This is a genomic window from Herpetosiphonaceae bacterium (assembly GCA_036374795.1).
Classification (GTDB): domain Bacteria; phylum Chloroflexota; class Chloroflexia; order Chloroflexales; family Kallotenuaceae; genus LB3-1.
Genome location: DASUTC010000123.1, coordinates 55,383 through 80,481, shown reverse-complemented (window position 1 = coordinate 80,481; position 25,099 = coordinate 55,383). Strand labels below are relative to the sequence as shown.

The window sequence follows — 25,099 nt, the reverse complement described above, 5'->3', positions numbered from 1 at the left end:
TTGCTCTTTGTCTTCTCTTGTTCTTTTGTTTGGTTCTGAGTTCCTGGTTCTTCGGCGGGCCAGGGGGAAGAAAGATGATGAGGGACCACCCCCATACCTCCGACCTAACGGCCTCTTGTTCTCTTGTTCTTTCGCGTGGTTCTTATGAGCTATCCATCCGAGTATCTCGCTGGTATCGAGCTGTTCAACAGCGGTCGTTTCTGGCACGCCCACGAGGAGTGGGAGGCGGCCTGGAAAGCGACGACCGATCCGCAGCTTCGGCTCTTCTACCAGGGCATCATCCAGACAGCGGCGGCGCTGGTCCACTGGCAGAAGGGCAATCCCAAGGGGCTGCACCTGAACTGGGCCAAGGCCCGCGCCAAGCTGGTCCAACTGCCGTCGGTGGTGATGGGCCTGGATGTCGGGCAGGTGATCGCCGCGATGGACCGCTTCGAGCAGGCCGAGGGCATCGGCCTGACAGCGCCTCTGTTGCTCATTCAGCCCTGAATCTACCCGTATTTTGCTCCCCATTGAGCTACAACCTTTGACTATTGCCGAATACAATAGTCTGTTTTACACTGCCTGCCACTCGATTCGATACACGATCAAGCGACCATGTTGTCCGTCATGTGCTGCCATGCAGGAACGCGGGATGTTTCGGGGTGGCTCCCCGGGCCAGGGTACCCTTTGGGTCTGGCACCCGCCCCGGCCTGACGGCGCACGAGAGGAGGCTCCTATGCCGCCAATTGTCGAGGTTGCGCACCTGGGAAAAACGTTCAAGCGGCGTGTGCGGGCGGGTGGTGTCATGGGGCTGCTGCGGTCGTATGTGCGGCCCCGGTACGAGACGATCGAGGCCGTGCATGATCTGCATCTTCAGATGAGCGAGGGCGATTCGCTCGCGCTGATCGGGCCGAACGGCGCCGGCAAGAGCACCACGATCAAGATGCTGACCGGCATCATGCATCCGACGACAGGCCGGGCGACGGTGCTGGGTATGGTGCCGTGGCAGCAGCGCACGCAGGTCGCGATGAACATCGCGACGGTCTTTGGGCAGCGCTCGCAGCTCTGGTATCACCTGCCCGCTGGTGAAACCTTCGATCTGCTGGCGCGAATCTACGAAATTCCGGAGGCAGAATACCGCGCGCGACGGGCTGATCTGATCCGGCGCTTCGAGCTGGAGCCGCTGCTGGGCAGCGCGGTGCGCAAGCTGAGCCTGGGCCAGCGCATGCGCTGCGAGATCGCCGCGTCGCTGCTGCATCGTCCGCGCGTGCTCCTGCTCGACGAGCCGACGATCGGGCTGGATGTGATCGCCAAGCAGCAGATTCGAGCCTTGATCCGCGAGCTGAACCAGGACGAAGGCGTCTCGGTGCTGCTGACCTCGCACGACGCGGGCGACATCGAGCATCTGTGCAAGCGCGTGATCGTGATCAACCACGGCACCGTTATGTTCGACGACCGGGTCAGCACGCTGCGGCGGCGCTACCTGCGGCGCAAGGTGATCGATCTGCGGCTGAAGGAAGAGCTCATCTCGCTGCCGGAGTTGCCGGGCGTGGCGGTGGTCAAGGCGCGCGGCTTTGGCGTCAAGCTGGAGGTCGATACCGAGCAGCAGCCGATCGAGCAGGTTGTAGCGATCCTTATGGGCACGCTGTCGATCGCCGACATCACGATCGAAGATCCGCCGATGGAAGAGATCATCGCGGCGATGTACCAGGATCAGGCCCGCGAGCGCGCCGCAGCCAAAAGCGCTCCCGTCGAGGTGACGTGATGGACGAGAATCTACGCATGGATGCGGTGCCAGCAGCCTGGAATCTGCGCAGGCCGGGCGGATTGGGCGCGCTGCTCGGCAAGACCTGGGCGGTGCTGCGGATCACCGTTGCGACCCGGCTGGCCTATCTGGGCGAGCTGCTGGTCCGCTCGATCTTCATGGTGCTGATCCTGTTTATCTTCACCCAGCTCTGGAACGCAACCAACGCCTCGCAGGATGTCGGCGCGCTGACCGGCTTTGCGATCCCGCAGCTGATCTGGTATCTGGCCTTCACCGAGGCGCTGATGATGTCGGTCAACAGCATGGGCGATACCGAGGTCGATCGCGAGGTCCGATCGGGCGACATCGCCTACCGCCTGGCGCGTCCGCTGCCGTATCCGCTCTACCACCTGGGCGCGATGCTCGGCGAGCGCCTGCTGCGCTTCGGCATGAATCTCGCGGTCGGCTGCCTGGTGTCGCTGGTCGTCGTCGGCCCGATCTCGATCGCGCCGCTGTCGCTGGTGGCGGCCTTCTCGACGGCGATCTTCGGCTTCGTGGTCGACTGGATCTGGATGTTCGCCATCGCGCTGCTATCGTTCTGGATCGAAGACACCATGGGCCTGCACCTGCTGTACCGCCGCGCGCAGATGCTCCTGGGCGGCATGCTGATCCCGCTGGAGGCGTACCCGGCCTGGCTGGGCAACATCGCGCAGGCGCTGCCGTTCCAGTATCTCGTCTACCAACCGGCGCGGCTCTTCGTGCAGGCCGATGTGAGCGGCTGGCTGCATGTGCTGGGCGTGCAAGCGCTGATCGGCATCGTCGGGCTGCTGCCGCTGCTGGTGATCTACCGGCTGGGCTTACGGCGCGTCAGCGCGCAAGGAGGCTAAGATGCGGCGCATAGCGGCATTTGGGCGCTTTGTGTGGGGCTACGTCGCTGCCAATTTCCAGGGCGCGCTCGAATATCGGCTTTCGTTCGCCAGCCAGGTCTTCGCGATGCTGCTCAACGACATCATGTGGCTGGTCTTCTGGATCGCCTACTTCGGTAAATTTCAGCTCGTCGCCGGGTGGGGCCGCGATGACATCGTGATGCTGTGGGCGGTCGTCGCGGCGGGCTTTGGCCTGGGCACGACACTGTGCGGCAACGTCTTTCGGCTGGCAGGCATGATCATGCGCGGCGAGCTGGATTTTTACCTGGCGCTGCCCAAGCCGGTGCTGTCGCACGCGCTGATCAGCCGCATGAGCCTGACCGCTCCCGGCGATATTGCGTTTGGGCTGATTGCGTTTGGGCTGATCGTGCGGCCCTCTGCGGTGCAATGGCTGCTCTTTCTGGTCTTTATGCTCACCACGGCGCTAATCCTGGTTTCGTTCGGCGTGATCACGCAGAGTCTCGCCTTCTGGCTGGGGAACGCCGAGGGCCTCGCGCAGCAGTTGACCAACGCGATGATCAGCTTCTCGACCTATCCGACAGTAATCTTCAACAGCGCCGTCAAGTGGGCGCTCTTCACGGTGATCCCGGCGGGCTTTATCGCGTATGTCCCGGTACAACTCTTGCGAGAGTTCTCCTGGCCGCTGTTCGGAGGCTTGCTCGCGTTTGCGGTCGGCGCGGTTGCGCTGGCCGGAGCGGTCTTCCGCGCGGGCCTGCGACGGTATGAGTCGGGGAATCTGGTGCTGATGCGCGAGTAGCGTGGAGGAAGGACAACCATGGAACGCGAACCACAGACGCTTGAGGATCGCCTGGCGCGGCTGGAAGGCCAGTACCATGCGCTGAGCAAAGAGCTGATGGACGGCTTCAAGGATCTGCGCGATCGGCTCGATAAGGCGCAGCAGCAGCTTGACGAGGTGCATACGGTCAAGGGCGGCCTGGTCAAAAGCGAGACGCTCGCGGATGTCATCACGCGGATCGATCGGCAGGTCGACGAGATGCATAAACAGGTTATCGCAATTAGTAATACAATGCAGACGGGCAAATAATCGCCGCCTCTGTGTCCGTTGCTCGGCAGCCGCGCAGAGGTGGCCTGTCTGAGAGGAACTGACACATGTTTTTTACACGACGTGGCGATGACGGATTTACCGATCTGCTCGGCGGGCAGCGCTTAGCCAAAGAAAGTATGCGCATCACCGCGCTGGGCGACATCGACGAGGCGACATCGGCGATCGGGCTGGGGCGGGCGCTGGCTCAGCGGGACGATACCAGGGCGGCGCTGCTGCACGTGCAGAAAGATCTGTATCTGCTGATGGCGGATCTTGCGACGGTCGAGGGTAAGATGGCCGGGCAGCAGCGCCTCGCCGACGAGGCGGTGCAGCAGCTAGAGGAGATTATCGCGGGCTTCGATACGCGCGTGTCGATCCCCAGGGAGTTTGTCGCACCTGGTGATAGCGTAGCGGGAGCGGCGCTGGATGTTGCTCGCACGGTCGTGCGGCGCGCCGAGCGCACGATCACGCATCTGTGCCACGATGGCGACGGCGCGAACCGCACGATGATGACCTATCTAAACCGGCTGTCGTCGCTGCTGTTTGGCCTGGCGCGCTACGAGGACACGGCGCAGGGCGCGACGCCGACGATCAGCAAGACGATCCAGGGGTAGCGGCAGGCCGACGGCCAGCGCAGCGTCAGGAGTGGCACGATACGCGGGTACACTCCGGCGATCCGCGTATCTTTGGGATCATGGGAGATGCAGATGGAGCAGGCAGCGAACGGAACGACCGACCTCAAGGCCAAAGCCCGGACGATGTACGAGCTGCTGCTCGCGGCCTACGGCCACCAGCCGAATATTCCCCGCCGCGAGCCGATGCACGAATTGATCTCCACGATCCTATCGCATCGCACCACGGGCTACAACGAAGATCTGGCGTACAGGCGCATGATCGAGCGCTGGGGCTCCTGGGAGGCGATCCGCGATGCGCCCGTCGACGAGCTGGCCGAGGCGATTGCGCCGTCGAACTATGCCGAGCAGAAAGCGCCCCGCATCAAGGAGGTGCTGCGCCGCATCATCGACGAGCGCGGCGCGGCCAACCTCGACTTTTTGCGCGAGATGCCGCTGGATGAGGCGCTGGCGTGGCTGACGGCGCTGCCGGGTGTCGGGCCGAAGACGGCATCGCTGGTGCTGCTGTTCTGCTTCGCGCGTCCGGTGCTGCCGGTCGATACGCATGTGCATCGCGTCTCGCAGCGCGTCGGGCTGATCGGCCCGAAGGTCGACGCCACGGCGGCGCATGCGCTGCTGCTGCCGTTGTTCCCCGCCGATCCGCAGATTTTGTACAACTTCCACATCGACACGCTGCGCCACGGCCAGAAGATTTGTGTGTGGGGCACGCCCCGCTGTAGCGCCTGCCCGCTCACCGACATCTGCGACTACTACCACGCGAAGCGGCCCAGGCGCTAGAACTCGATCTGCGCATCGCCTGGTCGAAATCCTTCGATCGCCGCACGGTCAGGGAAACCCGCCTCAGTGGGAACTTGACATTTTGAGGCCGAATCGGCGCGCTATCCTCGCTCCGTGCACGGTTTTTTGTGGTAGTATGTCGCCGATTTAGGGACTTTCAGCCCGTTGCTTTTCTACCCTTGACACGCTATGATACATAGTTGTTGCAGCCGAGCGCGGGCCGGTGCAACATGCTTCGCACTGTCCAAGTCGTCGATTTCGAAGAGGAGACGGCCCGTATGCGCCTCACCCACCCAATGACACGAGTTCTTGTATCGATCTGCTTCATGCTTGGATTGGGAGCATTAATGGTAGTCCCTAAAGCTGGCATGCCGGTTTTGGCGCGGCCTTACCAGCAGGGGGCTCCAGTTACGCTTAGCGTAGATGCTAACAATAAGTACGGAGACGCCGGAACACGTGTTACCTACACCTTTACCGTTTCGGCAGCAACAACCAATACGTGTGCTTCACAGACATATACCATATCGGTCACGGGGTCAGGCTATCAGTTTGCGGCTCCTGGCTCGGTTTCTGTTGGCCCTGGATCTTCTACACAGTTCCAGATCGAGTTCCTTATCCCTTCAACCGAGCAGCCCGGCGATGTAGATAATGCGACGGTGCGGGTTTCGTGTACCACCGATTCAAGTATTTCAGCGTCTCAAATCGTCACGACGACGGTCACGGTCAACGGCAATACGCCAACAGCAACGCCGCGTGCAACAAGCACACCGACGCCTACCGGCACGACTGGCCCGACGCCGACGCCCGGCCCGGTCTGCCTCGATCGGTTCGAGCCCGACAACCTGATCTCCCAGGCGCGCGAGATCCTGCCCGATGTGCCGCAGAACCACGTGATCTGTCCCACCGGCGACGAAGACTTCCTGCACTTCGGCGGCATCGCGGGCAAGGTCTATACGATCGATATTTCGGCGATGGACAACGGCATCGATCTGACGCTGAGCCTGTACGACTCTGCCGGGAACTTGCTGGCCTTCAACAACGACTTCCCCCGCAACAACGATCCCAGCGACATCAAGCCGCGCATTCAATCCTGGCGCGCGCCTGCCAACGGCACCTACTACATCAAGGTGCGCGACGACGCTGGCCGTGGCGGCAGGGATCTCAAATACACGGTCGAGCTTCAGAGCGAGAGCTACGGCCCGACGCCGACGCTTGTCGCCGAGCTATGCACCGACCTGTTCGAGCCCGACGGCGTGCCGGAGCAGGCGCGATTGGTCGTTGTGCGCGAGGTGCAGCCGAACCACAAGTTCTGCCCCGCTGGCGATGCCGACTGGGTGCGCTTCTTCGCCAAGACCGGCCAGCGCTATACGCTGCGCGTGGATAGCAAATCGCGCCCAGGTGCCGACCCGGTGCTGATCCTGGTCGATCGCGACGGCGCGACGATCCTTGACTTCAGTGACGACACCGGCGGCACGCTCGATCCAAGCATCGCGTTCCAGCCGCCCGTCGACGGCTTCTACTTCGCGCAGATCAAGAACGTCGGCGACATCGGCAGCCAGTTCATCGCCTACGATTTCTACTTCGATCCTGCGGGCGTGGCCGTACAGCCAACCACGCCGCCGGCTGTCAGCCCCACCGCGACAACGCCGACCAGCACGACGCCAACGACGACGGGCACGCCCGCCACGGCGACGCCGACGACGACGGGCACGCCCGCCACGGCGACGCCGACGACGAGCGCTACGGCATATAGCACCAGCCTGGGCGGCGTCAAGGGAGCGCCCAGCTTCGTCAACGGTCCCGCCAAGGACTTTGTCGATCCATCGCTCAGGAACGTGTGGACGCGCACTGATCAGGTGGTGGCCGCGCGGCAGGTCGATCGCTCGTGGATGTGGGGGCCGTCAGGCCTCGTAGCTCGCGCCGAAGTCTATACCCAGTCGAATGGCGGCGCGCGTCAGGTGCAGTACTTCGACAAGGCGCGCATGGAGATTACCGACTGGAATCGTGAGCGCAGCAATCCCTGGTTTGTCACGAACGGCCTGCTGGTCAAGGAGTTGATCGAAGGGCAGTTGCAGATCGGGGATGCCGAGTTCATCAAGCGCGCTCCCGCCGAGATTGCGGTAGCGGGCGACGCCGACGACGCGAAAGCGCCGACCTACGCCAGCTTTGCCCGTCATACCGCGCGGGTTGCCGACCGCACCGGCCAGGTCGCGGTGGCGACGCTCCGCCGCGATGGCAGCACGGCAGCGCTCCCCGAAAGCAGCGTGTCGAAGGATGCGGCGCGGCTGGCGCACTACGTCTCCGAGACGGGCCACAACATTCCGCAGGTCTTCTGGGACTTCCTCAACGCGCGCGGCCCCGTGGGCAACGGTCAGCAGCACGACGTGCTGGTCGATTGGGTCTTTGCGATGGGCTATCCCGTCAGCGAGCCATACTGGACGAAGGTCAAGGTCGGTGGTGTGGAGCGCGATGTGCTGGTGCAGGCGTTCCAGCGGCGCGTGCTGACCTACACGCCGACCAATCCCGAAGGCTGGAAGGTGGAGATGGGCAACGTCGGGCGGCACTACTACACCTGGCGCTACGGCAAGCAGCCCTAGCGCGTCGTCAGGCCGGGGGCCGCGCGGCCCCCACACAACCTGTTACGTGTCTTGATGATATACTCAGGCTACAACGCGCGGCATGATCCTTGCCGCGCTCGGCTTTAAAGATCTCGGCAACCATCAGCGGGCATGGCGTCCGCAGGCGGTTGCCATATTTGACTGATCGACACAATGTTTCTGCCACCGCCGAAACCGCCGACGCCACCAGCGCCACCGTCGCTGTCGAGCGTGGTTCGCCGCTCGCTCCGCGATCGAATTATCGAGACGCTGAGCTATCTCAGCGACGAGATCGACTCGCGGCGCGTTGGCGGTCTGGGCGAGGCGCAGGCGGCGGGCTACGTTGCCGGGCGGCTGCGACGTGCCGAGTATGCCGCAGCCGTCCAGTCGTTTCGGGCCAGCGCCGGAGAGCGGCTGCCGCTACTGGCGCTGACGACGATCGGCGCTGCTGGCGGCGCTCTCGCCGCGCTGCGTCCTGAGACGCTCTGGCTCGCGGCGGCTGGCCTGCTGGTGCTGCTCACGATCGTTCTGCTGCTGGCCGAGATCGAAGGGCCAGCGCCGCTGCGCCGCATGCTGAAGGGCACGATTAGCCAGAGCGTGGTAGCGGTACGGGCCGCGGGTGCCAGACATGCGCGCTGGCGCATGATCGTGCTGGCGCCGCTCGATGGATCGCCCACGCCTACGCTCAGTCGGCAAGGGCTGCTGCTCCTGCTGGCGGCGCTCGTCGTAGAGAGCATCGGCGTTGGAGCGCTCTTCTTTGTCACGACCTACGGCTGGCGGCTCCTGGCTGCGGCCTGTGCGGGTCTGGTAGCCGCTATCGGCCTGTGGCTGCTCCGCCGTCTGGTAGTGCCTGCGCTGCTCCCGGCGATCCACGGCGCGGGCGAGCTGACGACGCTGCTGATGGTAGCCGAGGAGCTTGAGCCGCTGCAAGCGATCGAGGTCTGGACAGTGGCCCTGGGCGGTGGCTCGGTGGGCCATGAGAGCATCGCCGCCTTAATCGAGCACTACCCGTTCTCCCCCGCCGACACCTGCATCATCAATCTTCACAACATCAGCGCCGGGCAGCCGGTCTTTGTCACCCGTGAGGGCTTGCTGCGCGAACGGCGCTCCGACCGGATGCTGCTGGCGCTGGCCGCGGACGCCGATGCGCTCGACATGACGATCGATGCCGAGCCGCGCCCGCTGCGGCAGCAAACCCTGGCGCAGGCATTCCACCGCCAGGGCTTGCCCGCGATCTCGATCACCAGCCATAGCGATGCCAGCGTCTTCGCCAACCTCGACGCGGACACGATCGAGCGCTGCGTGCGGCTGGTCGTCGGTATGGTTCGCGGGCTAGACGCGGCTGAGGCACGCAAGGAGCGCTGATCGCGGTTTGATGTGCCGGTTGAGCGGATTCAGTGGTCGTCCAGGCGAACGGGCGATCTTCGGAGAACACCACCATGCAGATTGAGCTGATCCGCGCGCTGCAAAACCTGCGAACGCCGCCGCTCACGGCCTTCTTCGAGATTATTACCACGATCGGCGCGACGCAGTTCTACGTGTTTGTACTGCCGCTGCTTTTCTGGTGGGTGAGCACGACGATCGGCTATCGTTTCATCGTCGTTGTGCTGATCTCGGCCTACCTGAACAGCATGCTCAAAGACCTCGGCCCGCTCTTTATCTCGAATCAATACCTGTTCTATACCACTCGTCCGTTCGCGGCCTATCCGGAGCAGGTCTGGACCTGTCGGCGCGATCCGCTCTTTGATCCGCAGGCCGTGCTGGCACGACTGTGCCGCGAAGAGGAAAGTTTTTCGTTTCCCAGCGGTCACGCGCAGACCAGCCTGGTGGCCTGGGGCTATCTACTGCTGACGGTGCGCCGCCGCTGGTTTTCCGCGCTCGCCGTGGCGCTGATCGTCTTGATCGGCCTGTCGCGGATGTACCTGGGGCAGCACTGGCCGACCGATGTGCTGGGCGGCTGGCTGATCGGCGGCGCGCTCCTGGGCGGCGCGTTCTACCTGTTTTCGCTGTGGCGGCTCCACCCCCGTGCGCTGAACCTTGTGCTGCTGACGCTGCTGCTGGCGCTGGTGCCGCTGCTGCTGGCGCTCGACGACGATCCAACCTTCAACCGGACGCGCGCGCTTGGCCTGCTGGTCGGCAGCAGCAGCGGCTATCTGGCGCACATCCGCTACGCCAAGTTTGTCGTGCGGGCGGCATGGTCGGTCCAGATCCTCAAGCTGGCAATCGGCGCGCTTGGTCTTGGTGCGCTGCAATTCGGCCTGGGAGCGCTGCTGCCGAATATGCATCTTGCCGAGCTGCTGCTGACGCTGCTGATCGGGCTGTGGGTGACGCTGGTCGCGCCGCTGATCTTTGGCCGGATCTGGGGCGTGCCGTCACCGCCCGCGACGGTCCGAAGCGCCGACGAGCGCGCACCAACGCATTGAATTGCAGCACGGGCTATGGTATAGTTAGCACCGCGCCGAAGTGGCGGAATGGCAGACGCGGGGGACTTAAAATCCCTTGCCCGCAAGGGCGTGCGGGTTCGACTCCCGCCTTCGGCACCAATATGCCGCATTGCTGTTGAGCAGTGCGGCGTATTTTTTTGCGCTGCCCTCGCGCATCATCAAAGCAAAAGGATTCTGTGAGGACGCCCCTACACCCCGGCCTGTCGGCGCTGCCTAGCGCGGGCGGTGGCGCGCGAAGATGGCCGGAATGCGGCTGCGCAGATCGGTCTTGTCGGCCATGCGGCGCGTCTCCGATGCGCTGGCACGCGCCTGCATCGCCTGCTCGGTCTTATCGAGCAGCGTGTTGAGCCGCTGGAACATGCCCTCAAGGGCGCGCTGCTCCTCGTGATTCTCCGGCACTTCCATGTGCAGGCGCGCCAGCCGCGCCCGGAGATCCTGGATCTGCGTCGATTGCATGGCCTGTGTCGCGGCTGCGGTGCGTGGTGCGGTGTTGACCTGGACGAGCTGGCTCAGGATACTTTGTACCGTGGCCGCCAGCGGTAGCGCCACGATCATGCCGACCACGCCTGCGGCCTCGCCCATGATCATCAGCGCCACCACCGATACGATCGGGTGGACGATGCCCTGCACGCCCATCCACGGCTCGACGACGCGATCCATGAGGAAGCCGACGAGGATGATCAGCGCCGTCGCGCTCAGGGCCACCGCCAGCGGATCGGTCCAGAACATCGGGATCGCCGGGAGCAGCGTCAGCGGAATCCCGACCCACGGGATGAGCTGCACGAGCGCGCCGAAGACCGCCCAGGTAGCGGAATAACGCACTCCGAGCACCTGGAGTCCGATCCAGAGCAGCAGCAGCGTGAGGATGAATTGCAGCGCCTCCGAGCGCACAAACGTGCCAACTCGTCGCTCGATGTCCTGCCAGGTGTGCCGCGCGACAGTTCGCTGCTGAACTTGCAGCAGCATCAGCCACAGGCGCACGAAACGATCCTCGTCGATCAGCCAGTAAAAGGCGAGCGTCAGGATTGCCAGCAGCGAGATCACCACGTTGGCGATCCCATAGGATAATCCGACAACCTGATAGGCGATCTGCTGCGAGCCGCGCTGGCCGATGCTGTTGATCACCACGCTGGTATGCGGCAGCATCCCGGCGATGGCCTGCTGCCACTCCTGGTCGCTGTTCTGCCAGCTTGTCAGCAGCGCATCGTAGCGCAGCGGGAAGCGCTCTCCCGCGATGCGGAGCTCCTCGACGAGCGGCTGCCCCACGATCACGATCGCGCCGCTCAAGATCGCCAGCATCAGCAGGTAGAGCAGCAAAATCGCGATGCTGCGCGGAATACGCCGCTGCTGAAGCCACAGCATCGGCGCTCGCAGCGCAGCGGCCACGATGATTGACAGCACGAACAGCAGCACGACTTCGCTCAACTGATACGTTAGATAGGCGACCGCTACTGTCGCCAGTACCAGCGCCGTGTAGCCCGCGATGCGCTTATAGGATATTCTTTCGACTGTTTGCATAGGTATCGCTTTGCGTTCCGAGTTCCGAGTTCAAAGTTTGTTTCGAGTTCCGAGTTCAAAGTTTCCGGCTCTTGGTTCTCCGTTTGTTCTTTGTTCTTCCTTATGCCGGTTGACCGGTAGCCTCAGGCGCTTCTGGCTGTCTGATCGTTTGCAGCAGTTGATCGACCTCGCCGACGACCGCTTCCAGATCTTCTTCAAGGATGTAATCGTCCTCGGTATCGTCATGTTCGCGTATCCGCTCGCGCAAATCGTTGGCGAGATCCTGGGCCTGGTAGCGCAGCAGGGCGATCTGATCGCGTCCGATGATCTCTGCGGCGGGCGGCGCTGGCGCGTCGAAGAGGAGGCGCTCGACCAACACCTGGATGATCACCGCCAGCGGGATCGCCATGATCGCGCCGCTCACGCCCAGCAGCGTCCCAAAGGCTGCAATCGCCAGCAGCGTCACTACCGCATTGACGCCGACGGTGCGATCCATGATCCGTGGCACAAGGACCGCATTTTCGACCTGCTGAATCAGGATGCACGCGCCGATCACCCACCAGATCTTTTCCGGCGATTGCGCCAGCGTAATGCTGATCGCCAGTACTGCCGTCGCGATCGGCCCGATGTAGGGTACCGCCTCTAAGACTCCGGCCAGCACCGCGAGCAAGACCGCGTTGGGCACGCCGATGCCGATAAAGGCAATCGCCGACAGAATGCCGATCGACACGCAGAGCAGCGCCTGGCCGCGCACGAACGCGCCTACTTTTTCTTCCAGCACATCCCAGATCTCATGCGCCGTGTCTCGCTGGTCGAGGGGCACGACCAGCAGCGCGGCCCGCACGATCTGCTCGCGGTCGACGATCCAGAAGTAGCTGATCAAGCCAATCGCCACCAGGCCGAACATACTCCAGCCCACGCCGCGAACGATCGCCACCGCCTGAGCGACGGCGGCGACTTTGTCGCTATCCTGCGGCGCTGGTCCCAGGCTCAGGCTTAGCTCAGGTGGAAGCTGCGCCGCCAGTCTGCGTATCAGAAAGACCGGGGCGCTGCCAAGCCATTCGCGAAAATTGGCGTAGTACGTCGGTAAGTCCGTGGAGAGCGTCGTCGCCTGCGTGATCAGCAGCGGCGTGAGCAGGCGCAGCACGCCCGCTGTCACCAGGCCCACCAGCGCGTACATCAGCAGAATACCAAGCGGCTGCGGAATATGATGGCGCTCCATCCACAGGACGTTGGGGCGGATCGCGGTGGCAAACACGGCGGCGACAAAGAGCACGAACAGGACGTTCGAGAAGCGATAGAGCAGGTAAAACCCGACAGCGACCAGCAACACGATGAGCGTTGCGACGATCACACGTCGGGCATACCAGCGACGCGGCGCGGCTGGAAGGGTTGTCGGCGATGCGGCTTGCATAGGCGTGTCCAGGGCAACATGATCGGTTACAGAGCGCACTGCTCCGATCGACCTGATTGCAATTCACGGGCCAGGACAACGCAAACGCCTGCTCCGGCTGGAGCAGGCGCTCCTGCGGGTGAGCCACCGCTTAGACGATCGCCTCTCCCTCAGGCTCGCCTAAAATCTTGTTGGTGAGATATACGGCAAGCCGCGTGGCAATGGCGGTGAGAATCAGGCTGAGCAGGCCATAGACAATCTGCCGCTTGGTATCCTGTTCCATGCATACTCCTTTGATGCTATTCTGCCACAGCCGCTTGTAGCAAGTAGCATGCAACGATTTGCGCGATACTCCATGCTGGCGTGCGCGGCGATAGCTCCATCGTACTACCCAACCCGTCAAGCTGGCAAATCGCGGGCACAAAAACAGGCCGCCCGCAGGCGACCCGTTTTCTGGCTGTCCGATCGTAGATTACTCGCGCCGACCGCCGAACAGGATCATGGCGAAGTACAGCAGTTGCGATACGGCCTGCGCGGCGGCTGCGACGTACGTCAGCGCGGCGGCGTTCAGCATCTTCGACACGCCCTCGGCCTCCTGCGTTGAGATCAGGCCGTTGCGCATCAGCATTTGGCGCGCGCGGCTGGAGGCGTTCAGCTCGACCGGCAGCGTGACCAGCGTGAAGGCGACCGCTCCGGCGAAGAGCAAGGTGCCCAGCACGGCGATGCTAAAGCCAAGCTCGCCGCCACGCGCCGCGCCAAGCAGCAGGCCGATGAAGAAGAGCATCACGCCCAGGTTCGAGCCAATGTTGGCGATGCCGACGATGCTTGATCGGGCGCGCATCCACAGGTAGCCCTCGCGGTCCTGCACGGCATGGCCCAGCTCGTGCGCGACGATCGCCAGAGCGGCTACCGATGGCTTCTGCGTCGAGCCCTGCGACAGGTTGATCGATTTATTGCGCGGATCGTAGAAGTCCGTTAGATCGCCGGGAACGCGATGGACCTGCAAATAGTCCAGCCCCTCATTGCGCATCAAGACCTGCGCGACCTCCAGCCCGCTGATGTTGCGCATATTGGGCACTTCCGAGTATTTGCTGAAGGTTGACTTTACTTTGTACTGTGCCCACATCGCGAAGAACATCGCGGGTAGCGCGAATACAAAATACATCGGGTCTAAGAAAAACATTTTTGTTCCTCCGCACGTCTGCAAACGGCTACGCTGGCCTCATTGTATGCGTGCATTGAATCTTACGCAAATCTGCCGCGCCTGGATGCAGGCCGCTGCTCCGGCTGTCCCACCGTGCCGCGCAGGGCGATCCCCAGCACCAGCCCCGCCACGAAGCCGCCAGCGTGCGCCGCGTAGGCCACGCCGCCATCGGTCTGATCGGTGGCGGCGATCGAGCCGTAGGTGGCGATGAACTGCTGGGCAGCCCACAGGCCAATCATGATCCAGGCGGGTACCACCGTGATAAAGTAGCCGATCAGCACCCGAATGGGATTGCCGCCGAAGAAGACGATGTACGCGCCGAGCACGCCTGAGATCGCGCCGCTGGCTCCTACGCTGGGAATACCCGATCCTGTGTTGAGAAAGATATGCGCGGCGCTGGCAGCCAGGCCCGTCACCAGATAGAAGACCAGGTAGCCCAGGTGCCCGAAGGCATCCTCTACGTTATCGCCGAAGACCCAGAGAAACATCATATTGCCGATGATATGCGCCCAGCCTCCGTGGACGAACATCGAGGTCAGCAGCGTGAAGAGATCTTGCCCGCCCATGACCTCGGCGGGAATCACGCCATACTGACAGACAAACCCCTGCACCGTCGCCGCCGCAGCCTCGGCGCATGAGCGCGCCGTCTGCGGGTCCGGCAGCGTGATCTGGTACAAAAAGACCGCGATATTCAGCGCGATCAAGATGTAGTTGATGACGGGCGTGATATGTCCATGCCGATTCTGATCGCCGATGGGAAACATCGCTCTACCTATCCTTAATCGTGGCGCTTTGTCGATCACTATAGCAAACGATATGCCGGGACGGCCAGAGCAGCATATCAGCCGCGAAGTTAACGGGAAGATTAAGAGTTAGCACTGGTGTTCGTTTTAAGGCGATTCGGGGCTTGACTAGAACAAACGTTCATACTATACTGGCGTCACGATCAAACATCTGTTCGCACATCACAACCCTAGGAAGGAGCCTGGTCATGGCCGTTACGAGTCGCGATCTTCACACCACAGGTACGTTTCGACGACAGGTTACGCAGCCGATCACGATGACGCGCAGCTATCACTCATTGTCGCGTGCGCCGTACGGCCTGACCGTGCTCCTCTGCATCGTCGCGGTCGTGCTGGTTGGCAACAGCGTGATCACCTGGGGCCGTATCAAGCTCGACGACTTCCGCTACGGTCGGCCCCGGACGATGCAACTCTCCGGCTTCGTCGGCCACAACGAGAGCGCGGGCGTGCCCACGCAGTTCGTCGCGATGAACCTCAACCGTCGCGTGGTCGTCTTTGAAATCCCCGGCGGCGACGCTACCCAGACGCGCACGCTCACGGGGCCGTACCTCTTTGGCGCCAACGAAGATCTCACGCCGGTCCGCCTCAACCTCCAAAGCGTCAACACCGACGCCGACCTCGATCTGGTGATCAGCGTCAAGAACGAAGAGATTATCTACATCAACGAGGGCGGCAGCTTCCGGCTGATCCAGCCTGAGGAGCGCGCGGCATACGAGAAGAATCGCCGGTAAGCTTCTCGGCTTCTTGCAGCTTTGCGTGTAGCGAACGAGTTTGTAGTGATCGATGGAGCAGGGAGCGAGATCAGGAGTCTGCCGCTGTTGCCAACGGCTCGCGCGATTGCGCTGAGCGTTGGCTTTTTCTTTGGGCTGCGCGCCAGCTCACGAGCCAGACGATCAGCGGCAGCAGGTAGATTAACCACAGGTAGTACACCTGTGCTTGCAGCGATTGTCCGCTGAGGCGCAGGTTTGGCAGGATGATGTATTGCAGCAGATAGCTGGCCTGCGCCATCATCATCCACGCCGTCAGCCAGCCGAACGCCGCACGGTTGGGCCGGAGCGCGAAGATCGCCAGCGGCCAGAGAATATACCAGGGCTGGAACCACTGGCTGGCGCAGAGCACGTACCACAGCAGCAGGCCAAAGAAGGCCGGCTGCATCTCGCGCTGTCGATACCAGACATGCCAGCACTGCCAGATCAGGCCGATGCCGAGGAGAGCGCTGCCAAGCGAGCTGACCGCAGCGCGCACGTCGTCGGCGGTGGCTTGCGGCAGGCTTAGCCACCTCAGGATCGCGTTGATCGCGGCCAGGCTGCGGGCCTCGCGCAGCAGGTAGCTCATCACCGCCAGCGGCGAGGCGTTCAAAAAGCCTTCTCGAACGATCAAGTTGCGCAGCGTTTTGACCCGGCCTTGCCAGATCGCGCCGAGCTTGCCGCCGAGATCGAGCTGGGCAAATGTCGCTGGCAGATCCCAGTAGGGCGCGTACAGCAGCGCCAGCGGGATGAAAAACAAGAGTAGCGCAGCCCCAAAAACCACCCCCCGTCTGCGCCACGTCGGCTGGCGCTGCATCCAGTGCAGCACAACCAGCGGCAGAAAGATCGCCGGTAAAAACTTGAGCAGCGCGCCGCCGGTCAGCGCCAGCACCGCCGTCCAATGTCGGTTATGCTGCACGGCCCAGAGCGCCAGCAGCAGCGCCAGCACCAGCAGGCCGTCGTTGTGCCCGACCGCCGCAAACTCCCACAGCGCGAGCGGGCTCCACAGCCAGATGAACGCGCCCAGCACCTTCCAGCGCGAGTCGCGCACGATCGCGCAGAGCACAGCGCCGCTCAGAAGATGCGCCGCGACCGCCAGGAGCTTGTAGAGCAGGATGTTGCGCAGCAGCGAGCTGCCGCCGAGCCAGACCAGCAGCCAGCTTAGATCTTCCCAGAGCGGTCCGTACGCCGATGGCGCGTTGGGCCATCCTAAGTAGCGAAAAAACGGATCATTTTTAAACTGATTTGGCAGCGCGAGATACGGATTCGCTCCGTAGACCACGGCCATGCGCGAGCGAAACTGATAGTCGAAGAGATCGGTTGACGTAACGGGATAGGCCCAGATCAGCAGCGCGGATGCCAGGATCGCGCCGCTCCAGATCAGCCGCATCGCCTGGCGCGGCGGGCTGCGCCAGAGGAGTAAGAATCCGCTGATATACAGCGCGTAGAGTGCGATTCCGGTGATCGCCAGCAGGGTCGCGCCCGCCGCCGAACGGTTGGTCACGGTGCCGATCGTGACGCGCGCCCTGGGGAGGAATGTGGGCAGCGCGAATAGCGAAGTCAGCGCCGCGTACAGTGCCAGCATACTGACGAGGATCATCGCGAAGCGCAGGAGATTTTGCCAATCCGCCTGCTCGGCTCGATCCGTATCTGGTAGCGGCGTGGTCATGCCGGTTTGCGGCAGACGAAAACGAGCGCGGGTGGAATGTTGCGGAGGACGTAGCGGGTGATGCGCGCTGTCGGGAAGTACGAGCGCAGCAGGCCGCGCAGCACGGGCGTGTACTGGTAGGTGACGAAGACGCCGCCGGGCCGGAGCGCGGCAGCGGTCGCCTGTAAAATCGCGTGTGTCACCGGGCGCGGCAGCGACGTGAAGGGCAGGCCCGAAACGATACAATCGATCTGTTGCAGGCCCAGCCGCTGAAGATGCTGCCCGACTTCGGCAGCCGATTCGGCGATCAGCTCAACCCGTGGATCGCGGATGCGCTCGCGGAGGCTGGCGAAAAACGGACGATGGACCTCGAAGACCAGCAGGCGCGCATCGGGCTGCATGCGCCGGATGATCTCGTCGGTGAACACACCCGTGCCCGGCCCAAACTCCGCGATCACCTGCGCTGTATCAACGCCTGCCTCGTCCAGCATAGCGCCGACCAGCCAGCGCGACGACGGCGCGATCGAGCCGACCGTGCGTGGTTCGCGTAAAAAGCCTTTGAGAAAGGCCCACGCTGGAAGTTGAAAACGCGAATTCCTCATGGTCGTCCATTCTACCATCGGAAGACGAAACGCACGAATAGCACGATCAGCCCAGAGTTGTGACCGTAGCTGTCACAAATCTCTGCTATTGTCAAGTTGAACCGAGTACGTACAACGGATGTGGAGGGGTTAGCATGGCAACAATCGCACTACGTGTTCCAACGGTATTACCTGGTCAGGCGGTTCTACCCAGCGGCCAGTGCTATATTTTGTTCACTCGCGGCCCGATCACGGCGCGTGCATTAATCGCCGAGAAGGTTCGGGCCGAGTTGCGCAAGGCGCGTGCCGGCGGCATGTGTACGACATCCCTGGCGCTGCTGCTGCCCAACGGCGCTGAGATCGGCTTCGGGCCGCTGGATGAGCAGCTCGCCATCGCGCAAGCGTGCCGCTCGTTTAGCGCCGGGCAATACCTGCTGCTCTACGACGGCAGGCCGCTGGTTGATCTGGATGAGGCAGTGGAGCTTACCCGCCAGACGACGCTGCTGTTTGTGTACGTGCCCAGCGTCGTGACGATCGACGAGGAGCGCTCCCTCAAAGACGCCGCCTGATCCTCGCGATCGTGCTTCGAGCAAAGGCTATGGTCACTCGACCATAGCTTTTTGCTTTGTCGAACAATCCGGCGTTCGATGCCAGGACTGGTGTCGTCAAGGAGCTACAGGCTTGATACAAGCCTGCGGCAGCAAGGTACGACCTAGGATGAAGGTGTGTCGGTGCGCCCTGTAAGCGCGCACCGACACACGAAAAAAGATTAAGAACCGCTCTACCGAAGGATGGTTAATGCGGAATCACTGCGCCTGGTCGGGAAACAGGAGTTCCAGGTTGCGCGTTTCGAGCTGGAAGCGGCGGCCACCATGTCCTCACAGCGCGTTGAGCGCGGCGCAGGCCTGATGGGTCCTGGGAATCGGAGCAGCACTATTTGCAGGCTTATGGTACCCTTTGTACAATGGCGATTGTAGAGCTTAAACAGGAGCGTCATGTGAGCATCGATCAGGCAGACTTTCGCCGTGTCATGGGACATTTCGCCTCAGGCGTCACCGTTGTCACCACGTGCCACGAAGGGTTTTGTCACGGAATAACCGTCAGCTCCTTTTGTTCGTTGTCGTTAGAGCCGCCGCTGGTCTTGATCTGTATCGATCGGCGAGTCAACAGCCATGAGCTGATCGAGCGCTCTGGGATGTTTGCCATCAATATCCTGGCGGAAGACGGCGAGTGGCTTTCACGCCATTTTGCCAGCCGCGAGCTTGATAAATTCTCAAAGGTTGCCTACCATAGCGGGCACAAAGGTCTGCCGCTGCTCGACGGCGCGCTGGCGACGATCGAGTGTCGCCTGGCCGAGAAGTTTCCGGGCGGCGATCATACGATCTTTGTCGGCGAGGTGCTGCGGACAGAGGTTCCTCGCGAGGGCCGTCCGCTGCTCTACTTCCGCAGCGGCTACCATCAGCTTGCTTAGCCATACACAACGAAACAGCGCTACGAGTCGATTCGTAGCGCTATTTCATACAGATTGCTCCCGGCTGGATCACGAGCAGGCGGCGCTCAGCGCTAAGTGCAGTGGACCTGTCGCTTTCGGACCAAGAAGACGCTTTAAACAATACTACATGCCCTAACAGCATGCCATAGGAAGGCAGGTCAAACTAACGCTAGTACTCAGACCTACGCCCCGACAAGGCTTATGGTTGCAGCCGTGCCAGCTTCTCGGCCAGGCCGGTGTACTCCTCAGGCGTGAGCGCTGCCAGTTCTGCCTTGACCGTCGGCGCTACGTCGAGAGTCTCGATGAACTGCCGAATATTGTCCAGCGTCGGCGTGCGTCCACGGGTCAGGCGCTTGAGCACCTCGTAGGGTTCGGGGTAGCCTTCGCGGCGCAGAATCGTCTGGATTGCCTCGGCCAGCACTTCGGGATGCGACGCCAGCTCTTGGCGGATCGTTGCCTCGCTGGGCTGGACCCGCTCAAGGCCGCGCAGCGCGCGGCGATACCCGACCAGGCTATGCCCGAAGGCCGTGCCGAGCGTTCGCAGCACCGTGCTGTCCGAGAGATCGCGCTGCAACCGCGAGACGGGCAGCTTGCGGCTCAGCAGCTCAAGCAGCGCATTGGCGACCTGAAGGTTGCCCTCGCTGTTCTCGAAGTTGATCGGATTGACCTTGTGCGGCATCGTGGACGAGCCGACTTCGTTGGCAGCCAGGCGCTGCACAAAGTAGCCGTCGCTGATGTAGCGCCACATATCCATATCGAGATCCAGCAAGATCGTGTTGACGCGACGTAGCGCATCGCAGAGCTCGGCCAGCGAATCGTGCGGCTCGATCTGCGTGGTCAGCAGCGTCGGCGATAGCTCAAGGAAGCGGATAAACGCCTGGCTAAAGCGAATCCAGTCGACCTCCGGCAGCGCGGACACCTGGGCGGCGTAGGTGCCGGTCGCGCCATTCAGCTTGGCGGTCAGCACCACGCGGGCTACGGTATCGTTGGCGCGGCCCAGGCGATGGGCAAAGACGTTCAGCTCCTTGCCGAGCGTCGTCGGCGTGGCGGGCTGGCCGTGGGTGCGCGAGAGCATCGGCAGGTCGGCATAGGCGAGCGCGAAGTCGCGCAGCATGACATAAATCTCGGCGACTGCGGGCACCAGCACCTTGTCGCGCGCTTCTCGCACCAGCAGCGCATAGGCCAGGTTGTTCACGTCTTCCGAGGTCAGCGCCCAGTGAAGCGCCTCGTTCCACTGAGCCATGCCCAGCGCGGTCAGCCGCTCGCGGAGCCAGTACTCGACCGCCTTCACGTCGTGATTGACGCGCTGGTCCCACGCGGCAATCGCCGCCGCATCGTCCGGCGAGAAGTGGCGATACAGCGCGCGGAGCGACGCCTGCTGGGCGGCGTCGAGCGGGGGGACGAAGTGGACCTGCGGCGAGCGGGAAAGAAAAATCAGGTACTCGATCTCGACCTGAACGCGGGCGCGATACAGCGCCGCCTCGGTCAGGTACGCGCGGAGCGGTGCGACATCTGCCGCATAACGACCATCGAGCGGCGATAATGTATCTAATGCTGTTTGCATGATGGCAACTCCTTCGCAGAGGTTGTCAAGATATGGTAGCATACTCAGCGATAAACGTTTGCGAGACGGTCTGCGCTTAGCGTATAATGCCGCTGCTTTCCTGCCAGCATTGCTTAAAAATTTGTTGTACCAATGTACATCCGTTGTTTCGAGGAATCATGCTCGTCAATCTGAACTTATCACCATCTTCTTATGTTGTTTGCCTCCATGGTTGGCTGTTACAGGATGCGCGGAGGAAGGGAGGGTTGCGGTGAGCAAATCAGGCGTCGTTCTTGTGCATGCCCATCCGCTATTTCGTCAGGGCTTGCGTTATCATTTATCCGGGCATCCCGAATTTCGGATCACCGGTGAGGCTGGTAATGGACAGCAAGCCATTCAGCTTGTCGATTACACCGATCCTGACATTGTGTTGATCGAGATCGATCTGCCGGGCGTGAACGGTCTGGAGGTCGCGCGGGCGATCAAACGGAGTCATCCGAACATCGGCATCGTGCTGCTCAGCGCCGATCAGGACGAGCGGCTGATGATCAAAGCGCTGCGCGCGGGCGTTGCCGCGTTTATTCCGCGCAACGTGCCCTGGGAAGATCTGCTGAAGGTGCTGCAAAACGTGCGCCGGGGCGACTATCCGATCAACGATCTGGTGCTGTCGGTGCCCCAGATGGCCGCGTCGGTGCTGGAGGAGTTTCGCGCGCTGAGCGCCGAAGAGCAGGGCGATAACATCTACTCGCCGCTGTCTCCGCGCGAGATCGAGGTGCTGGAGCTGGTCGCTGCCGGGCGGACCAACAAAGAGATCGCGGTGCGGCTCAACATCAGCAACCAGACCGTCAAAAATCACATCTCGTCGATCTTGCGCAAGCTGGCCGTCAACGACCGCACGCAGGCGGTGGTGTTTGCGATGCGGCGCGGCTGGATCAAGGTCAATCAAAGCGAGCGGGCATAGCGCGCATGAAACATCGCTGGCTGCTGCCGATATGCCTGTTGTTGCTGGCGGCCTGCGCCGTGGATGCGACGCCTCCGGCCCCCATCAACCGCCAGACGGCGAACGCGCCCACTCCTCAGCCGACAGCCGCTCCGCCGACCGCGACGGTCGAGCCGACGGCGACGGCGACAGCGGTACCGGTTGAGACTGTCGCGCCAAGCGAAGAGACGACGACCGCCGTGGCCGATCCGGGCCAGGCGCTGGTCGATGTTTCCTACTGCCGCCGCACGTTCGGGTCAGGCGCTGGCGCGCAGTTTAGCGCGCGGCTGAGCGAAATCCGCGCCGCCGATCTGCCTCAGTTCGAGCAGCTCACTTTCGTTTTTACCGACACCGATGGCCTGCTGCATGGCACGGCAGCCTGCATGTTCGGCGCGGCGTGGCCGACAGCGGTCAGCTATGGCTCGACCGACGCGCCGGGCCAGGCAATGATCGCGCTGCACCTCGACGATTGGCTGCACGACGATCTCTTCGCCGCATCGCCGCTCACACAGACGATGGAGATCACGCCCAGCGGTATCCTCGAACGAGTGGCCTTCGCCGCCGATCCGCTGGAGAGCCGGGGCGCGATCCTGGGGATCGGTCTTGGCGAGCCGCATCCATTCAGGGTGCGCGTTGAGGACAACGAGCTGATCGTCGAGGTGGCGCGTAGCGCGGTCTATCCGCCCGCCAACGATCCGCTCGGCGAGGAGGCCGGAGCCGCGCCGGAGAGCGACAGGCCAGTCTTCTTCCTCAAAGATGGTGATGTGTATCGTCTCGAAGCGGGGCGCGCACAGCCGGTGGTGGAAACGCCGGAGCTTGAGATCGGCCTGGCGGTCAGCCCCGATGGCACGCTGCTGGCCGTGTGTCGCGCCGCTGCGGATGTCGAGCCGTTTGCGCTGCCCTACGATGTGCGGGCGACGCTCTGGGTGATGCAGGCCAACGGCTCTGATCCGCGCCAGCTTGCCGACATCGGCGGCTGCGCCGAGCCAGTCTTTGCGGCCAGCGGCAAAACGATCGCCTTTACCGCCAACGTCGCCGCTAGCCCGCCTGCGGTCCTGCAAGTCTTTACGCTGCCGGTCGTCGGCGGCGAGGTAACGGCGGCGACAAACGGGATCGACGAGTGGAGCCGCTTCCAGCCACGCTGGCTGCCCGACGGGCGCCTGGTTTATCGGGCACGCAACGATAGCGGCCAGAACAGCATCTACGTGCGCGAAACCGACGGCGACGAGCGCGAGATCACGGCGCAGTTGCTAACCGGCGCGGAGTATCGCGGCGTGGGAGACTTTGTGGTCGATCCCGTCGATGGGCTGCTGGCGATCGAGGCGCTGCACGCCGCCGACGATGGCGCGGATCTGGTAGTCCTGCGACCTGACGGGACGCAGGTCGCCGCCGAGAAGCGCGGCTTCTGGCAGCGTCCGCTGGCGTTCACCTCGGCGGGGCTGATCTACCTGACGGCGCAGTGTCCCTCGGAGACGGTGCTGAGCTACACGGTGCATCGTCGCTCGCCGCAGGGCACGATCGAGGCGCTGGCTGCGGGCGATACCAACGCGGCGATCGGCGCGGCGGCGGTGGTGGGCGATACGCTGCTCTACGTGCGGACGCCATCGGAGGCGACGGGTGTGCGGGGCGCGTACGTCGAGCCGGAGCCGGATGATGTCAGTACGATCTGGGCCATGTCGAGCGACGGCACGAATCGGGCTGAGCTATGGGCAGCCGATGCTGCCGTGACCGGCTTGCAGGTGGCGACGCAGTAGCCGAAGCAGAAAGGATGGCAGCGTGACGATCATCGGAGTAGTCCTGGTTCTCGGTCTGGCGGTCGTGGCGGCTGGAGCCGCTGGCTTGATGCTCTGGAGCGGCTGGCTGGCGCTTAAAGACGAGGTGCTGCCCGGCTTCAGGATGGTTCGGCCCAATCCTGGCTCGCTTGTGCTGACGGCGCTGGGTGTGGTTCTGCCGATTCTGATGATCGCCGCGTTTACCCTATACCTGGCGATCTGGATGCTTCAGGTGGCGTTCAGCGCGCTCTAAATTTCGGGTTCTGAGCTCAGGCCCGTACCCCAATCGCCGCCCAGCGTGTACCCCGCGCCCGGAGGGCACCCGCCTTGCCTGCGGTCAGGCGGGCCTCTGCGTTCGTTGCGCGGTGATGGGGAATTGGGTGCCTAGTGCTCGTTCCTTTGCTCTTTCGTTTGTTTCTCGATTCTTTCATTCCCCGACCTCGCGGCGCTATGGCGTCGGCGTGGGCGGCGTGTTGAGCAGTTGCAGCTCGATCTTGCCCTGGTCTGGCTGCTCCACCTCGAGCTTGAGCACGGTCGGGTTGGCAATCGGCAGCGTAATATCGAGCGGCGCTTGCTGCCCAGGCTCCAGCGTGGTGCTTGGCCCACCGGAGGATGCGTAGACCGTGCCGGAGGCGTCGATGAACTTGAACGCATCGAGCGAAACCTGGGCGGGCGCTGTACCAATGTTCGTGGCGGTGCCGGTCATCCGCAGCGTTTCGCCCTCGGCCTTGACGCTATCGACGCGCACCCGGAGCGTCTCGTTCTGCGCAACCGAGTTCAAGGGCGCTCCTGCCTGACCGCCTAGCAGCCGCGCGGTGGTCGTGCGCGCCAGGGCGACCATATCGGTGGGGATCGGCGGAAGCGGAATGGTTCCAGCGTCGGCGGGCGGAGGGCTGGCCGCGAACTGCTGCTGTAGCAGGCGCTCCTGAGCGGGGCCGCGCCGCTCGATGATCTGGATCAGCGCGACAAGGAAGACGAAAATCAAAATGGCGGTCAGCCAATTTGCCCAACGATTCTGCGGATTGCCATAGACACGCATAGCTAGCCTCTTTGTGTGCAGTGTGCCACAGGTTGTTTTTCTTGACAATTATTTGAGGCACGTTGTACACTCTTTCCAATCTTCCAATCTATATCGAACTTTGCTCTGGCGGGCAAGGCGCTCGATTAATTGCTGACACACGTACAGACGAGTCGTGGAGGTTAGATGCACCGAACCCAGCAATACAATCAGCGCCATCCTTGTCGCCGGGACAGAGAGCTGCCTAGCCAGCGCCGTACCAGCGCCCGGCAGCGGTCG

Annotated in this window: 25 protein-coding genes and 1 tRNA gene; 17 read left to right on the top strand and 9 right to left on the bottom strand. The window is 62.8% G+C overall.

The window, feature by feature from the left end; translation table 11 throughout:
• Positions 1-144 precede the first annotated feature (144 nt).
• From VFZ66_08655 to VFZ66_08605, 11 genes are all read left to right on the top strand, one after another.
• A complete protein-coding gene (locus tag VFZ66_08655) occupies positions 145-486 on the top strand; it encodes a DUF309 domain-containing protein (protein ID HEX6289246.1) in 342 nt (113 codons plus the stop codon).
• A gap of 229 nt (positions 487-715) precedes the next feature.
• Positions 716-1,744 (top strand): ATP-binding cassette domain-containing protein, encoded by a 1,029-nt coding sequence (locus VFZ66_08650; GenBank protein HEX6289245.1) that lies wholly within the window; start codon positions 716-718, stop codon positions 1,742-1,744.
• Positions 1,744-2,610 carry an ABC-2 family transporter protein gene (locus VFZ66_08645; GenBank protein HEX6289244.1) on the top strand — a complete coding sequence of 289 codons (867 nt, stop codon included), beginning with the start codon at positions 1,744-1,746 and terminating at the stop codon, positions 2,608-2,610. The genes VFZ66_08650 and VFZ66_08645 overlap by 1 nt, the downstream gene beginning before the upstream one ends.
• Before the next feature lies 1 nt (position 2,611).
• Entirely contained in the window at positions 2,612-3,406 is a 795-nt protein-coding gene (locus tag VFZ66_08640; GenBank protein ID HEX6289243.1) for an ABC-2 family transporter protein, read from the top strand.
• A gap of 18 nt (positions 3,407-3,424) precedes the next feature.
• Positions 3,425-3,694, top strand: a complete 270-nt coding sequence (locus VFZ66_08635) for a hypothetical protein (GenBank protein HEX6289242.1) — start codon at positions 3,425-3,427, stop codon at positions 3,692-3,694.
• A gap of 65 nt (positions 3,695-3,759) precedes the next feature.
• Entirely contained in the window at positions 3,760-4,308 is a 549-nt protein-coding gene (locus VFZ66_08630) for a cob(I)yrinic acid a,c-diamide adenosyltransferase (protein ID HEX6289241.1), read from the top strand.
• 93 nt (positions 4,309-4,401) lie between these two features.
• Positions 4,402-5,103: an endonuclease III gene (gene nth, locus VFZ66_08625; GenBank protein ID HEX6289240.1), complete on the top strand. Its 702-nt coding sequence runs from the start codon at positions 4,402-4,404 to the stop codon at positions 5,101-5,103.
• Positions 5,104-5,759: 656 nt separating this feature from the next.
• Positions 5,760-7,700: a PPC domain-containing protein gene (locus VFZ66_08620; GenBank protein HEX6289239.1), complete on the top strand. Its 1,941-nt coding sequence runs from the start codon at positions 5,760-5,762 to the stop codon at positions 7,698-7,700.
• A 174-nt stretch (positions 7,701-7,874) separates the two neighbouring features.
• On the top strand, positions 7,875-9,065 hold the full coding sequence (locus tag VFZ66_08615; GenBank protein HEX6289238.1) for a hypothetical protein: 1,191 nt from the start codon (positions 7,875-7,877) through the stop codon (positions 9,063-9,065).
• Positions 9,066-9,139: 74 nt separating this feature from the next.
• Positions 9,140-10,123: a phosphatase PAP2 family protein gene (locus tag VFZ66_08610; GenBank protein HEX6289237.1), complete on the top strand. Its 984-nt coding sequence runs from the start codon at positions 9,140-9,142 to the stop codon at positions 10,121-10,123.
• A gap of 34 nt (positions 10,124-10,157) precedes the next feature.
• Positions 10,158-10,243: transfer RNA gene (locus tag VFZ66_08605), tRNA-Leu, on the top strand.
• A 114-nt stretch (positions 10,244-10,357) separates the two neighbouring features.
• Here VFZ66_08605 and VFZ66_08600 read toward each other — a convergent pair.
• The 5 genes from VFZ66_08600 to VFZ66_08580 form a co-directional block, all read right to left on the bottom strand.
• Positions 10,358-11,662 carry an AI-2E family transporter gene (locus VFZ66_08600; protein HEX6289236.1) on the bottom strand — a complete coding sequence of 435 codons (1,305 nt, stop codon included), beginning with the start codon at positions 11,660-11,662 and terminating at the stop codon, positions 10,358-10,360.
• 100 nt (positions 11,663-11,762) lie between these two features.
• Positions 11,763-13,055, bottom strand: a complete 1,293-nt coding sequence (locus VFZ66_08595; GenBank protein HEX6289235.1) for an AI-2E family transporter — start codon at positions 13,053-13,055, stop codon at positions 11,763-11,765.
• A gap of 130 nt (positions 13,056-13,185) precedes the next feature.
• Positions 13,186-13,317: a hypothetical protein gene (locus tag VFZ66_08590; GenBank protein ID HEX6289234.1), complete on the bottom strand. Its 132-nt coding sequence runs from the start codon at positions 13,315-13,317 to the stop codon at positions 13,186-13,188.
• Positions 13,318-13,506: 189 nt separating this feature from the next.
• Positions 13,507-14,217 (bottom strand): zinc metallopeptidase, encoded by a 711-nt coding sequence (locus VFZ66_08585; GenBank protein ID HEX6289233.1) that lies wholly within the window; start codon positions 14,215-14,217, stop codon positions 13,507-13,509.
• 62 nt (positions 14,218-14,279) lie between these two features.
• A complete protein-coding gene (locus tag VFZ66_08580; GenBank protein HEX6289232.1) occupies positions 14,280-15,002 on the bottom strand; it encodes a rhomboid family intramembrane serine protease in 723 nt (240 codons plus the stop codon).
• Positions 15,003-15,229: 227 nt separating this feature from the next.
• On the opposite strand from VFZ66_08580, the gene VFZ66_08575 reads away from it, so the two are divergent.
• Entirely contained in the window at positions 15,230-15,772 is a 543-nt protein-coding gene (locus VFZ66_08575; GenBank protein ID HEX6289231.1) for a hypothetical protein, read from the top strand.
• Between the two features lie 70 nt (positions 15,773-15,842).
• Here VFZ66_08575 and VFZ66_08570 read toward each other — a convergent pair whose 3' ends face one another.
• Complete coding sequence (locus VFZ66_08570; protein ID HEX6289230.1) at positions 15,843-17,456, bottom strand: hypothetical protein; 1,614 nt, start codon at positions 17,454-17,456, stop codon at positions 15,843-15,845.
• Entirely contained in the window at positions 17,453-18,037 is a 585-nt protein-coding gene (locus VFZ66_08565; protein HEX6289229.1) for a methyltransferase domain-containing protein, read from the bottom strand. Before VFZ66_08565 ends, VFZ66_08570 begins: the two co-directional genes overlap by 4 nt.
• A gap of 134 nt (positions 18,038-18,171) precedes the next feature.
• Between VFZ66_08565 and VFZ66_08560 the strand changes: the two genes are divergently transcribed.
• Together VFZ66_08560 and VFZ66_08555 are read left to right on the top strand one after the other, a co-directional pair.
• On the top strand, positions 18,172-18,585 hold the full coding sequence (locus VFZ66_08560; GenBank protein ID HEX6289228.1) for a hypothetical protein: 414 nt from the start codon (positions 18,172-18,174) through the stop codon (positions 18,583-18,585).
• A gap of 428 nt (positions 18,586-19,013) precedes the next feature.
• A complete protein-coding gene (locus VFZ66_08555) occupies positions 19,014-19,487 on the top strand; it encodes a flavin reductase family protein (protein ID HEX6289227.1) in 474 nt (157 codons plus the stop codon).
• A gap of 220 nt (positions 19,488-19,707) precedes the next feature.
• On the opposite strand, the gene purB is transcribed toward VFZ66_08555, so the two are convergent.
• Complete coding sequence (gene purB, locus VFZ66_08550; protein ID HEX6289226.1) at positions 19,708-21,072, bottom strand: adenylosuccinate lyase; 1,365 nt, start codon at positions 21,070-21,072, stop codon at positions 19,708-19,710.
• Positions 21,073-21,322: 250 nt separating this feature from the next.
• On the opposite strand from purB, the gene VFZ66_08545 reads away from it, so the two are divergent.
• The 3 genes from VFZ66_08545 to VFZ66_08535 are packed head-to-tail and all read left to right on the top strand — an operon-like array spanning position 21,323 to position 24,055.
• A complete protein-coding gene (locus VFZ66_08545) occupies positions 21,323-22,012 on the top strand; it encodes a response regulator transcription factor (protein HEX6289225.1) in 690 nt (229 codons plus the stop codon).
• Between the two features lie 5 nt (positions 22,013-22,017).
• Positions 22,018-23,784, top strand: coding sequence for a hypothetical protein (locus tag VFZ66_08540; protein HEX6289224.1), 1,767 nt, complete (start codon positions 22,018-22,020; stop codon positions 23,782-23,784).
• Between the two features lie 22 nt (positions 23,785-23,806).
• A complete protein-coding gene (locus VFZ66_08535) occupies positions 23,807-24,055 on the top strand; it encodes a hypothetical protein (GenBank protein HEX6289223.1) in 249 nt (82 codons plus the stop codon).
• A gap of 195 nt (positions 24,056-24,250) precedes the next feature.
• Here VFZ66_08535 and VFZ66_08530 read toward each other — a convergent pair whose 3' ends face one another.
• Positions 24,251-24,841, bottom strand: coding sequence for a hypothetical protein (locus VFZ66_08530; protein ID HEX6289222.1), 591 nt, complete (start codon positions 24,839-24,841; stop codon positions 24,251-24,253).
• Positions 24,842-25,099 lie beyond the last annotated feature (258 nt).